This is a genomic window from uncultured Maricaulis sp., from assembly GCF_947259345.1.
Classification (GTDB): domain Bacteria; phylum Pseudomonadota; class Alphaproteobacteria; order Caulobacterales; family Maricaulaceae; genus Maricaulis.
In genome coordinates, this window is sequence record NZ_CAMYLS010000007.1 from 52,755 (window position 1) to 64,861 (window position 12,107).

The 12,107-nt window shown below is 62.3% G+C and carries 12 protein-coding genes; 8 read left to right on the forward strand and 4 right to left on the reverse strand.

Going from position 1 to position 12,107, the window contains the following annotated elements:
* The first annotated feature begins 23 nt into the window (after nt 1-23).
* The 7 genes from egtD (at nt 24) to Q0X62_RS03895 (ending at nt 6,549) form a co-directional block, all read left to right on the forward strand.
* Entirely contained in the window at nt 24-1,028 is a 1,005-nt protein-coding gene (egtD, locus tag Q0X62_RS03865) for an L-histidine N(alpha)-methyltransferase (RefSeq protein WP_297731869.1), read from the forward strand.
* Nucleotides 1,029-1,070: 42 nt separating this feature from the next.
* Nucleotides 1,071-1,481, forward strand: coding sequence for a ribosome silencing factor (gene rsfS, locus Q0X62_RS03870; protein ID WP_366946106.1), 411 nt, complete (start codon nt 1,071-1,073; stop codon nt 1,479-1,481).
* The gene (rlmH, locus tag Q0X62_RS03875; protein ID WP_297731870.1) at nt 1,482-1,952 is read left to right on the forward strand and encodes a 23S rRNA (pseudouridine(1915)-N(3))-methyltransferase RlmH; all 471 of its coding nucleotides are present in this window, start codon (nt 1,482-1,484) and stop codon (nt 1,950-1,952) included.
* A gap of 31 nt (nt 1,953-1,983) precedes the next feature.
* Entirely contained in the window at nt 1,984-3,189 is a 1,206-nt protein-coding gene (locus tag Q0X62_RS03880) for a peptidoglycan DD-metalloendopeptidase family protein (RefSeq protein ID WP_297731871.1), read from the forward strand.
* A 45-nt stretch (nt 3,190-3,234) separates the two neighbouring features.
* The gene (locus Q0X62_RS03885; protein ID WP_297731874.1) at nt 3,235-4,548 is read left to right on the forward strand and encodes a S41 family peptidase; all 1,314 of its coding nucleotides are present in this window, start codon (nt 3,235-3,237) and stop codon (nt 4,546-4,548) included.
* A gap of 154 nt (nt 4,549-4,702) precedes the next feature.
* Nucleotides 4,703-6,049 (forward strand): divergent polysaccharide deacetylase family protein, encoded by a 1,347-nt coding sequence (locus Q0X62_RS03890; protein WP_297731876.1) that lies wholly within the window; start codon nt 4,703-4,705, stop codon nt 6,047-6,049.
* On the forward strand, nt 6,049-6,549 hold the full coding sequence (locus tag Q0X62_RS03895) for an RNA pyrophosphohydrolase (protein WP_297731879.1): 501 nt from the start codon (nt 6,049-6,051) through the stop codon (nt 6,547-6,549). The genes Q0X62_RS03890 and Q0X62_RS03895 overlap by 1 nt, the downstream gene beginning before the upstream one ends.
* A 12-nt stretch (nt 6,550-6,561) precedes the next feature.
* On the opposite strand, the gene Q0X62_RS03900 is transcribed toward Q0X62_RS03895, so the two are convergent.
* Nucleotides 6,562-7,791: an amidohydrolase family protein gene (locus Q0X62_RS03900; protein WP_366946102.1), complete on the reverse strand. Its 1,230-nt coding sequence runs from the start codon at nt 7,789-7,791 to the stop codon at nt 6,562-6,564.
* Between Q0X62_RS03900 and Q0X62_RS03905 the strand changes: the two genes are divergently transcribed.
* Entirely contained in the window at nt 7,711-9,222 is a 1,512-nt protein-coding gene (locus Q0X62_RS03905) for a helix-turn-helix domain-containing protein (RefSeq protein WP_297731881.1), read from the forward strand. The two genes, Q0X62_RS03900 and Q0X62_RS03905, sit on opposite strands and share 81 nt — an antisense overlap.
* Before the next feature lie 39 nt (nt 9,223-9,261).
* Here the strand turns inward: Q0X62_RS03905 and Q0X62_RS03910 are convergent, their stop codons facing one another.
* The 3 genes from Q0X62_RS03910 to atpD form a co-directional block, all read right to left on the reverse strand.
* Nucleotides 9,262-9,663, reverse strand: a complete 402-nt coding sequence (locus Q0X62_RS03910; protein WP_297731883.1) for a F0F1 ATP synthase subunit epsilon — start codon at nt 9,661-9,663, stop codon at nt 9,262-9,264.
* A gap of 101 nt (nt 9,664-9,764) precedes the next feature.
* Complete coding sequence (locus Q0X62_RS03915; protein WP_297731885.1) at nt 9,765-10,544, reverse strand: hypothetical protein; 780 nt, start codon at nt 10,542-10,544, stop codon at nt 9,765-9,767.
* A gap of 107 nt (nt 10,545-10,651) precedes the next feature.
* Nucleotides 10,652-12,091 carry a F0F1 ATP synthase subunit beta gene (atpD, locus tag Q0X62_RS03920; RefSeq protein ID WP_297731886.1) on the reverse strand — a complete coding sequence of 480 codons (1,440 nt, stop codon included), beginning with the start codon at nt 12,089-12,091 and terminating at the stop codon, nt 10,652-10,654.
* Nucleotides 12,092-12,107 lie beyond the last annotated feature (16 nt).

Consider the following 12,107-nt stretch of genomic DNA (forward strand, 5'->3'; position numbering starts at 1 on the left):
GACGACGCCGACAGGATAATACCATGCACGACCGGGTCTCCGGCCGCCCGAGCGCTCACGCAGCGCTTGCTTTTTACGACGACCAGCATCCACCGGCCGGCGATTTTCTGGCTGATGTGCTGGACGGGTTCTCGCGAGTCCCGAAGCAATTGACGCCGGTCTATTTCTACGATGCCAAAGGCTCGGCGATCTTCGACGAGATCACCGAGCTCCCGGAATACTATGTTACGCGCACCGAGCTGGATATTCTTGACCAGATCGGAACGGAGCTAGCGGCCCTCGCAGGGCCGGGCGCGGTTGTGATCGAGCCGGGCTCAGGATCCAGCGTGAAGATCCGGAAGCTTCTGAATGCCCTCACCGAACCCGCAGCTTATGTCGGCCTCGACATTTCAGGCGAGCACCTTGAGACCGCGTGCCAGGAGATTGCCGCAGACTACCCAAATCTCCAAGTCGGGGCGATTTGCGCCGACTTCACCAAGGGCCTGGATCTCAATCATCTCACACTGGAAAGCGGTCGGCGGCTCATCTTCTTTCCGGGCTCCACGATAGGCAATTTCGAGCCGGATGGCGCGCGCGAGCTCCTGGCCGGGTTTCGGAGCGCCATGCGCCCCGGTGATGCAGTTCTCATTGGCGCCGACCGTGTGAAGGATCCCGACCGCCTCGTCGCGGCCTATGACGACAGCGCCGGAGTAACCGCCCGCTTCAATCTCAATCTGATCGACCGGATCAATGAAGAACTGGACGGAAGGATTGATCCATCGGCCTTGCGCCACGAAGCCGTCTGGAATGCGCAGAAGGCTCGCATCGAGATGCACCTGGTCGCCATCCGTGACCTGCACTTTACGGTGTCGGGGCAAGAGTTCGAACTGCGCGAGGGAGAGAGCATTCACACCGAGAACTCCCACAAGTTCACACCGGAGAGCTTCACTTCCCTAGCAGAATCAGTGGGTTTCGATGTCCTGCATTCCTGGTCCGACCCGGCTGATCTGTTCACGCTACATTGGCTCGAACCGGCCGACAAAGCGTGATACAGTGAGGTCTGTGTTTGGATGACAGAGAGGACTTAGACCCTGTCTACGGAATTATCGCGCCGCGCTGAGCAGGAAACGGCAGCTGCCGTTCGCGTCACCGGCGATGACGGCCCCGTCGAGGCCCTGGAAACCCTGATCCTCGACTCGCTCGATGACGACAAGGCGGAAAACGTCGTCGCCATTGATCTGCGTGGAAAATCATCCATCACCGATATCATGATCATCGCATCAGGTCGTTCGGCAAGGCATGTCGCCTCGCTGGCCGATCACCTTGTGCGCAAGCTCAAGGATGCCGGCAGCGGGAAGGCCCGTATTGAGGGCACCCAGACCAATGACTGGGTCCTGATCGATGTTGGCGACATCATTGTTCACCTGTTCCGACCTGAAGTCCGGGAATTCTACAACCTGGAGAAAATGTGGTCGGTCGAGCCAGGCGCTTCGGCTTCCTAGGTGAAGCTGCGTATCGCGGCCCTTGGCCGGATCAAATCCGGCCCCGAACGAGACCTGGTCGATGACTATGCCGGTCGCGGCACCGCGACCGGTCGTCCGATCGGCCTGGGCCCCTTGTTAGAAACCGAGATCGACAACCGCTCACTCAAGAGCGCGAGCGAAGAAAGCCGAGCACTGGCTGCGAGTCTTGAGCCCGGCACTCGCCTCGTTCTCCTTGATGAGCGCGGCAAGGCCCTGTCCTCGCGACAGCTTGCCCGGCATATCGGCCAATGGCGCGATGAAGGATGTCGTGAGGCCGTATTCTGCATTGGCGGCGCCGACGGTCACGACCGAAGCCTACTGCCCCCGCCGGATTTGATGCTGGCGTTTGGCCCGGCCGTTTTCCCGCACAAACTGGTGCGCGTGATGCTCGCCGAGCAGCTCTACCGTGCCATATCCATTCTCGCTGGCACGCCTTACCATCGTGATTGAGCGCCAGCCGGTAGCGAGCTAGCCTTCCGCCATGTTGAGCCTGATTGCCGCCCTCCTGATCCTTCAGACCCAACCCGCCAGTCCACCGGACCCGGACGAAGCCGCTCGTCTGGAACAGGAAGAGGAGGCCGCCGCAGCGCGCGCAGAAGCAGCACGTCGCCAAGCTGAAGAACTGGCCGATGAGGTCGCGCTGATGCAACGCCAGCTCGTTGATCTGGGTGAGCGGGTCGGAGCGAGCGAGAATGCGGCCTTGAGCGCAGAACAGCAGCTGAACCGACTGACGCGGGAGGAAACAGACCTCCTGGAGCGGCTGACAGAGGATCGTGAAAGCCTCATCGATATTCTCGCAGCCATCCAGCGAATTGAGAGCCAGACCCCGCCTGCCGTAGTGGCTGCACCCGACGACGCGGCGGAGGCTGCACGTGCGGCTGCCTTGATGGCGGAGATTGCGCCGGCGCTTCGGGACAGGGCCGACCTGATCGCCGGGCAACTTACACAATTGCGTGAAGTGCGAGCCTCGATCGAAGCCGAGCGGGCGACGCTGAACATTGCTGAGGAGGCGCTCTCATCCCAGCGACTGGAGCTGCAAGTGCTGATCGCGGAGCGTCGAGCGCTGGAAGCACGACGCCGAAATGAAGCCGTCGCCTTTCTGGAGGCCTCGAGCACTGCAGGCCAGCGCGCCCGCTCGATCCGTTCGTTGATCGGTGAATTGTCCCGCATGGCGGAGGTGATGCCGACCCTGAGCCCACGCCGGCAGCCGCCTGAGACGGGGGTTCCTGCCCCGCGACCCAGACCGCCCCGCGAGCTCGTGTCCGCCCGCATTCCGACCGCACCACTCGAGACGCTGCGCTTTGCCGATGCGCGAGGGCGTCTGCGCCCGCCCGCTGCCGGCGAAATTGTGCGGGAGTACGGAGATATGGCCGAAGATGGCACAGCATCTGAAGGAATTTTCATTCGGACCCGCCCTCGGGCGCAGGTAGTGTCTCCCTTCGATGGCCGCGTCGAGTTCGCCGGACCGTTCAACACATACGGCGGTCTCTTGATACTCAATGTCGGCGACGGCTATTATGTTGTGCTGGCAGGCATGTCCGTGACGTATGCCAGTGTCGGTCAGAGCGTCCTTGCCGGGGAGCCGGTGGGCGCCATGTCCGAAAACACCCAACCGGCACCGGACTTGTATCTGGAGCTGAGACGGAATGACGATGCGATCGATCCCGGCCCGTGGTTCCGGACCTGATCGCACCCGGGTCTGACCCATCGCGCTCAAAGGACGCGAGTTTGCATGCGTATCAATGTCTTCGTTTCGATGGTGGCTCTGGCCGTAGGCGCGGTCGCCATCGCGGTGTCCGCTGAGGGCGCCCAGGAAGACCGGTCGGCGAGCTTCCGCCAGATCGAGCTTTTTGGCGATGTGCTCAGCCGGATTGAAGCCGATTATGTGTCGGACACCGACCAGGCCGAGCTTATCGAGGCCGCAATCGAAGGCATGTTGACATCGCTCGACCCGCACTCCGCCTATCACAGTCCGGACGCCTATGAAGACCTCCGGGTGACCACGCGCGGCGAATATGGCGGGCTGGGTATGGAGGTGGTCCGGCGTGACCAGTACATCACCATCGTCTCACCGATTGCCGATACACCGGCGGAGCGCGCCGGTCTGCGCACCAATGACCGCATCATCGCCGTTGATGGCGATGCCATCGTCGGCATCTCTGTTGACGAAGCTGTCGCCCTGATGCGGGGCGCGGTTGGCGACCCGGTGACCATCACCATTGCCCGTGAAGATGATGACCCGTTTGACGTCACCCTCGTGCGCGACACCATTCCGTTGAGAACCGTGGCCACCCGGATCGAACAAGGCGTGCCCTATATGCGCATCGCCGGCTTTAATGAGCGTACGACGGAGATGGTGCATGAGGGCCTGACTGAATTGCGGGACGAATTCGGCACTGATCTTCCAGGCCTAATCATCGACATGCGGTTCAACCCTGGCGGACTGCTTGACCAAGCCATTGGTGTGACCGATGTCTTCCTGGACGGTGGAGAAGTCGTTTCGACGCGGACTCGCGATCCACGTGATACCCAACGCTACAATGCGCGTCCTGGCGACCGCCTCGCCGGCGTCCCGATCGTAATCCTGATCAATGAAGGTACCGCCAGTGCCGCCGAAATCGTAGCCGGTGCCCTGCAGGACCGCGAGCGTGCTGAGCTGATCGGCATGACGAGTTTCGGCAAGGGCTCGATCCAGACCATTATCCCGCTGCGTGGTGGACGTGATGGTGCCCTCCGCCTGACGACCGGCCGCTACTACACACCCGCAGGTCGCTCCATCCAGGCGACGGGAATTGTCCCGGACCAACTGATTTCCGCCTGGGCGTTGGAGGAGGACGAGGAACACAGCGTGCCGCAAATCGGCTCGGAGGCAGACCTCGACGGCGCGCTTGAAAACGAGAATGGCGACCAGCGCGAGACGACCGATATCGCATCAGTTGAACAACCGCCGGCGGATTGGCCGGAGGATGAGGATTATCAGCTGCATCGCGCAGTCGAGGTTCTCAGCGCGGCCATGGAAACCCAACAGGCCTCACTGCGCCCCTGACGCTGACAGTCGCGACAGGTTGGACCGGATATGACGGCGGCGGGTAAAAGCCTGTCGCCGTTAACCGTTTCTTACAGCAGGGGCAGGCACATTGGCACTTCCGCGAGGTCCGAAAACCTCGCTCCAAATGCAACCCACAGACCGTGCCGCCGCCATGTCGACCGCTCTTCTTCGCCACGCCCAACCGCTTCTCACACTGCGGGCGCCGCTCTTTGCGGGCCTGGCTGCGGCCGGAGCCTTGAGCTTGGCTATTGGGGGTGTCGCACTATTTGGAAATGGTGAAATAGCGCTTCCGAGCGCTGTGCGCGGCGTTGAACCGGCACCCGTGCCGGAGCCGATCCAGCAAGCCATGCGCACCGATCAGGCAGATCCACAGGATGGCATTCGCTTCCTGGACCCGGACGGCGACGAGGAAGTGACATTGTCTGGTGTCCGCGAAGGCTTCCAATCCCCGGCCAGCACACGCGTCGAGCCCGGCTCGTCTGACACCTCGGGCTCCGACCCGGCTGACGCAGAGGCCCGTCTCACCGCGAGCACGGCGCCGGCTGCCAATCCCAATGCCCTGCCCGCCGCGCCCATCGCCGGTCTGACCGAACCCGGGCCAGGCGGCCCGCTTCCGATCATCGCCGCCGATGGCTCACGCCCGTCTCGCGCCTATGCCCGGCCCTATCATGGCGATCCCGGCGCCCCCACGATTGCCGTCGTGATTGGCGGCATGGGTCTCAACACGGCTGTGACCGAGGCTGCCATCAACGAATTACCGCCGGAAGTGGCGCTCAGCTTTGCGGCCTATACCCGCGATCTTCAGGCCTGGATTGATCGCGCTCGTGCCGCCGGCCACGAGGTCCTCATCGAAGCGCCCATGGAGCCCTTCGACTATCCCAACAATGATCCCGGCCCGCACACCTTGCTGGCCGACGGAACCGCCGAAGAAAACAGCCGTCGCCTGGCCTGGGTGCTTAGCCGCGCAACCGGCTATTTCGGCGTGACCAATTATCTGGGGGCCCGCTTCTCGGCCTCACAGGGCGCCATGCGCCAGGTCTTCGGGACGCTGGAGGAGCGCGGCGTCGCATTCCTGCACGACGGCGCCGGTCGCCGCTCGACCATCGAGGCGGCCGCTGGCGCCACCGATATCGAGTACGCGGTTGCCGACAGGATCCTGGATGAGGACCTCTCGCCTGACGCGATCGATGAGCGCCTGCTGGCGCTTGAAGCGCTGGCCATCCAGAATGGCTCTGCCCTCGGAACCGGCTTTGCCTATCCGGCTACCGTTGAACAGATTCGAGACTGGGCCATCAGTCTCGACCTTCGAGGCTATCAACTTGCGCCCCCATCGGCCGTCATGGCGCGTCGCCGCCTGGAGGCCCGCTTGGCAGCAGAGGCGGAAGCCGCCTTGCCGCATGACGCGACGGCTTCCACGGACCACCGCTGGGCACGCGACCCGAATGATGCAGCAACTGCTGACGATGGCTACGGCGCGTCGACGTCCAACGGCCACTGATGACAACCACAACATCCGATCCATACCCGCATCATCGGGCCAATGTCGGTATTGCCCTGTTCAACCAGGCTGGCGAAATCTGGTTGGGAAGACGCGACAGCACGCCGGGCCCGTGGAACTGGCAGCTGCCGCAAGGCGGGATCGACCCTGGCGAGAATATCCAGGACGCCGCGCTACGCGAGCTTGCCGAGGAGACCGGGATTCAGTCCCGGCTGGTCAGCTATCTCGGAGAAATCGACGGCTGGTTGGCCTATGACTATCCGCCGGAAGTCCGCGAAGATCCCCGCTTCCACAAGAAGCGCCATCTGGGCCAAAAGCAGCGCTGGTTCGCTTTTCGCTTCAAGGGCACCGACGGTGATATCGACCTGAAAGCCCACGCCGAAGTCGAGTTCGATACCTGGCGCTGGGGCCAGTTGAGCGAGATACCTGACCTCATTATTCCGTGGAAACGGGATGTCTATCTGGAAGTTGCCCGCGCCTTTGCGCCTTTCAGCAAATAGCGCTGAACCCGATCACTCACCTCGCGCCGACAAGCTGGCGCGATCGATCGGCCGGCCTTCCACGACTACGATCTCGATGTGTTCAAACGCCGAGACCGACATGCGCGGGTCAGCGCTGAGGATGAGCAGGTCAGCATCCTGCCCCGAGGCTACCAGACCCCGCTGACCAGCCAGACCAAAGGAACGCGCGTTGCGGATAGTCGCCGCCGCGAGGATGTCCTCGGGCGAAATGCCTGATGCCTCCCAGTCACGCATTTCCCAATACCCGGCGAGGCCTGGCGGTGAAGCCCACCCGAACCCACCAACCGCCGTGTCGGTGCCGAACAAGAGCCGACCGCCACTGCGATGGAAGTCAGCCAGGAGCGTTTGGTAACGGCCAAAGAAATTGGCCTGCAGGGCTGGCATGTCCTCCACCGTCTGGCCGGAGGCGAGAATGACCGGACCGAAGCGGGAGAGGAAATCGTCCCGTTGAACTTGGGCTCCCGAGCGCAAATGACCCAGCATCTCCGCAGGGATGACATCCAGCCAAGCGGGATCATTCAAAACCTCAGACTGGAAGAGCGAGCCCGTATTCGCCAGGGTTCGCAGGGTTGATTGCACGCCGATCCCGGTCTGTGCGAGAGCCGTCAATGTCTCGGAAATTTGCTCGCCGGGGCGTGTCGCGGCAAATCCGTCTTGCGGCCACTCCCACGGGCCGTGCGCGAACATGTCTATGTTAGCCGCAATGCCCAGTTCGATGCCGGCCGGTGTGGTTGCATGAAGCAGAACCGGCATGCCACGAGCCCGTGCGGCTGCCGTGATTTCGCTCATGATGGCGAGAGACGGCAGGGCGAAGTCCGGCGCGCCTCCGGGCCACCATAAAGCCTCTTCATAATAGAGCTTCACACATTGCCCGCCGGCCGCCTGGACAACGTCGAGGACAGCATCCGGCGTATGGTCTGCCGGATCCATACCCGGGGCAAGCGTGTTTCGGCCAAATCGGTCATGAAGCAGGGCGGGGAAAGCGCGGGTCACCGCATCAGCCGGCACGTCCAGTGCCATGAAGCCGTCTGGTAGAACCACACCGGGCCCGCAATGGATCAGACGCGGTCGCTCGGGCGCTTCCAGGAATTGCGCATTGGTGTCGGGATCAGCATTGAGCTCCACCACAGTGGTGAAGCCATGGAAAAGATAGCTTCGCGGCATTTGGCGCAGATAAGCACCATGCAAGGCATCGAAATCGGGCGTATCACGGCGCCGCAAGCCCGTGGCATGATAAAGATGAACATGGCCATCAATCAGTCCAGGCAGCAGGAAACGGCCATCAGCCTCGATAACCTCGCGCGCGTCACTTGCCTGCAAATCACCGATTCGTGCGATACGGCCAGCATGGATGGCGACGTCCAGGACCTGCCCATCATGGGGGCTTTCCGGGGACACGATCGTCGCGCCGCGAACGATCAGATCATAGCTCGGGTCCGGAGCCGATGGCTGAGCCGACTGGCAAGCAGCAAGCACGGCGCAAAGCAGCGTCGCGAGAGTGCGCAGACTGGTTCTATCAAACAGCTGCGGGATAGATGGATGACGTTGCACGGGAATCTCCTCAGTGAAGCCGCTGTGATAGGATCGCCCGCCAATCCATGCGTCCTCGATCGCGATCTTGGACATCGCAATCAGACATCGTTACATGAGCGCATGATTTGGCTGCTGCCCGTTTCGGTCGCCCTGACCGCGCTCATGTCGCTCTATCTCGCATCGTTGAAAGGCGAGCAGAGGGTAGCGCACACTTGGCTCGCCGCCGCCTTTGCGCTCCTCGCCGTCATGCATGGATTGACCAGCTTCGCAACGAGCGGGCAATCAGCCTCGATCCACCTGATTCGCCCTGCGCTGGCGGCCGGCTTCCCGAGCTTGATTTTCCTGCATGCACGCGCCCTCGTGAGGCCGCCCGGCCTGCCGAAATGGGGCGACCTCGCGCATCTGATCGGCCCCGCCTCGCTCGTGGTATCGCAGTGGCTGGAAAGTCACCGGGCCTTGGGAACGGGATGGCTTGTCGACCTTGTGATTTTTGCGATCACCATCGGATACGCGATGGCGACGTTCGGCCTTGCGCGGAGGATGGTTGCGCCCGCGCGGCGCCGTTGGGGCGTCATGCTCGGCAGCTGGCTTTCGGCTATGGCGATCAGCGATGCCGTGATCGCGTTTGAGGTCATGCGCTCGACACCGCTTTCAGCGTCAATTGGACTCATGATCGCGCTCGCCGGCCTGATCGGCTTCCTCGTCTACTTCCTCTATTCGAGCCTGCATCAAAATGGTCCGGTCGCCTGGATGAGGGCGCGATTGAGAACCCCGGCACTTGGTTTCCCGGAGCGATTGGAAGCGCACATGATGTCCCGTGAGCCATGGCGTGATGCCGAACTCACGGTCGCGCGCCTCGCCCGGCAAATCGGCTGCCCGCAGCGCCAGATATCCGAAACGGTCAACGACCGCTGGGGCATGTCGGTCAGCCGCTGGTTGACGACCTATCGGGTCACCGAAGCCCAGCGCCTGATGCTGGAGACGCCGAAGCGTCCACTTGTCGAACTCATGCTCGATTGCGGGTTCCAAACGCGATCAAATTTCAATCGTGCCTTCAAGGAAATAGCGGGTCAGTCGCCGTCGGCCTGGCGCGCAGCCCTCGCAAAAGGCCGCCCCTGACGGAGCGGCCCGGATCGACCAGCCATAAGCCTGTCAACGCTAGTGCGCGACAACCGCCTGCATGGCTTCATACTTGGCAACAAGCGCAGCCGCCTGTTCGCGCTCTTCGTCGTCCTTGGCGGCGGTTACGTCTTCGCGCGCGTCGGAGAGGTCTTGGGAAAGCTTCTCAGTGTCGATATCAGCGACGGCAATCGCTTCCTCGGCGAGGATGGTCAGACCAGCCGGTGTCACCTCGGCAAAACCGCCATGAATGAAAGTCCGGGTTTCCGAACCGCCATCAATGACCGTAATTGCACCGGGACGGATGACGGACATGAATGGCGCGTGGTTCGGCAGGACACCGAAATCACCCTCTTCGCCCGGCACCACCACCTGGTCGACATTGCCCGCGAACAGGCGGCGCTCGGGAGAGACGAGATCAAAATGGAGTTTGTCAGCCATGAGTAAGCCCTTCGATATTCCGCGTCCGTCTAGCAGGTATTCCGCAGCTTGTGGACCCCCTAGATCACAGGGCCTCATCGGGCTCAACGCGCGAGCAGCACCTAGCCGTCACAGGCCTGCACGCCAGCGGTAATGGTCTGCCAGAGCGCCGATATTTGCGGATTGCGGGAATCCTCTATCCGGACGTTCACATTGGCACCGCCGAACGCCTTCATGGGAATATCGAGTGTGTAGCGGATATGGATCGGAATCGGGGGCAGCACGGGGCCGCGGGCATCATCGCGCTCACCGGCAAGGGGCAGGGGCTGCAAGTCAGCCAGCGCGGCTTGCCACTCGCCGACAGCGGGGCAATCAGCTTCACGCACCTGCCGCAGCCGAAGGCTGGATGCAATCAAATCGTCAAGAGAGGCGTCTGCTTCGAATCGATGACCCTCAAGTCCGGCGCGGTCCGATGGCGGAATTCCATTCGCACGGAGCGCTGCAGCCAGCCTCGCTCCGTCAAAATGGGTTTCCGCCATATCAGCATAGATTTGCGCGTTCTGTTGCAGGCCCGCGGACCGGAAAATCCATTCGCAGCTTGCGTCTGTATTGGGGCAGGAACGGACATAGCCAGCCTGAAAATACTCCGTCCACCAGCCGGTATTACGCTCGAAACTCGGCCCGGCCCGGTAGATGCGCCATCCATCCGGCGCGCCGAGCGCCTCGAAGGCATCTGCGCGTGTTGTGATCGCGCGAAGTCGAACCGCACTCAGCCACGCATCCCAGAGATCCGGGCCGGAATAACCATCGAACTCGCCCTGCGCGATGTCAGGCGCTGGATTTGGGGGCGGGGGCGGCGAGGCGGTATGGCTCAGCACCAAGGCTGCAATCGCGACAAGCATTGTGAATCCCCCAACTCGAACGGCTCCAGAGTGACCGAGAGACTGGCAAAAGAAAAGGCCGGCTCACGAGGAACCGGCCTTTGTCTCGATCAGGCGTGCGGAGAAGCCTACGCCGCCTCGGCAGCCAGTTTCTCGGCCTTCTTCACAGCGTCTTCGATGGTGCCAACCATGTAGAACGCGGCTTCCGGCAGGTGGTCATACTCACCGTCACAGATAGCCTTGAAGCCCTTCACTGTGTCGGCAACCGGCACCTGGATGCCCGGGAAGCCGGTGAAGATTTCGGCCACGTCAAACGGCTGCGACAGGAAGCGCTCGACCTTGCGGGCGCGGGCCACGGTCAGTTTGTCTTCTTCGGACAGCTCATCCATGCCCAGGATCGCGATGATGTCCTGCAGGGCCTTGTAGCGCTGGAGGATTTCCTGAACCTGGCGGGCCGTCTGATAGTGCTCTTCACCGACGATGCGCGGCTCGAGGATACGCGAGGTGGAGTCGAGCGGGTCAACAGCCGGGTAGATGCCCTTTTCCGAGATCGCACGATTGAGAACCGTGGTCGCGTCGAGGTGGGCGAAGGTGGTGGCCGGAGCCGGGTCGGTCATGTCATCGGCCGGGACGTAAACAGCCTGGACCGAGGTGATCGAACCCTTGGTGGTCGAGGTGATTCGCTCCTGCAGGGCCCCCATGTCGGTGGCCAGCGTCGGCTGGTAGCCCACGGCGGACGGGATGCGGCCCAGAAGGGCGGAAAGCTCGGAACCGGCCTGCGTAAAGCGGAAGATATTGTCGACGAAGAAGAGAACGTCCTTGCCCTCTTCATCGCGGAAATATTCCGCTTGGGCGAGACCGGACAGGGCGACGCGGGCACGCGCGCCCGGAGGCTCGTTCATCTGGCCGAAGACCAGGGCGCAACGCGAACCTTCAGTCGAGCCATCATGCTCTTTCGGGTCCTTGTTCACGCCGGATTCGATCATTTCCCAGTACAGGTCGTTACCTTCACGGGTCCGCTCGCCAACACCGGCGAAGACCGAGTAACCACCAAACAGCTTGGCGATGTTGTTGATCAATTCCTGGATGAGAACCGTCTTGCCAACGCCAGCGCCGCCGAACAGGCCGATCTTGCCGCCCTTGGCGTAGGGGCAGAGCAGGTCGACGACCTTGATGCCGGTCGGCAGGATTTCGGCTTCCGTGGCCTGCTCGTCGAAGGACGGGGCAGCACGGTGGATCGGCGACTTCATTGTGTGCGGAACATCGCCCGCCTCGTCGATGGCTTCACCGGTCACATTCATGATGCGGCCGAGCGTACCCGGACCAACCGGAACCATGATCGGGCTGCCAGTGTCGGTCACTTCCGTGCCGCGCTGCAGACCCTCGGTCGCGTCCATGGCGATCGAACGGACAGTGTTCTCGCCGAGGTGCTGAGCAACCTCGAGGACGAGCTTCTTGCCGTCATTAGTGGTTTCAATGGCGTTGAGGATGTCCGGCAGACCGCCTTCGAATTCAACGTCAACAACAGCGCCCGTAACTTGGACAATGCGGCCTTTAAGAGTGCTCATAGCGGGTCTTTCCTCT

What these genes read in the sequence shown, in the direction of transcription:
- Q0X62_RS03895 (WP_297731879.1), top strand. Translation starts at nt 6,049, where the DNA reads ATGACAACCACAACATCCGATCCATACCCGCATCATCGGGCCAATGTC.
- Q0X62_RS03915 (WP_297731885.1), bottom strand. Translation starts at nt 10,544, where the DNA reads ATGCTTGTCGCGATTGCAGCCTTGGTGCTGAGCCATACCGCCTCGCCG.
- Q0X62_RS03905 (WP_297731881.1), top strand. Translation starts at nt 7,711, where the DNA reads ATGGAAAAGATAGCTTCGCGGCATTTGGCGCAGATAAGCACCATGCAA.
- egtD (WP_297731869.1), top strand. Translation starts at nt 24, where the DNA reads ATGCACGACCGGGTCTCCGGCCGCCCGAGCGCTCACGCAGCGCTTGCT.
- Q0X62_RS03885 (WP_297731874.1), top strand. Translation starts at nt 3,235, where the DNA reads ATGCGTATCAATGTCTTCGTTTCGATGGTGGCTCTGGCCGTAGGCGCG.
- Q0X62_RS03910 (WP_297731883.1), bottom strand. Translation starts at nt 9,663, where the DNA reads ATGGCTGACAAACTCCATTTTGATCTCGTCTCTCCCGAGCGCCGCCTG.
- Q0X62_RS03890 (WP_297731876.1), top strand. Translation starts at nt 4,703, where the DNA reads ATGTCGACCGCTCTTCTTCGCCACGCCCAACCGCTTCTCACACTGCGG.
- atpD (WP_297731886.1), bottom strand. Translation starts at nt 12,091, where the DNA reads ATGAGCACTCTTAAAGGCCGCATTGTCCAAGTTACGGGCGCTGTTGTT.
- Q0X62_RS03880 (WP_297731871.1), top strand. Translation starts at nt 1,984, where the DNA reads ATGTTGAGCCTGATTGCCGCCCTCCTGATCCTTCAGACCCAACCCGCC.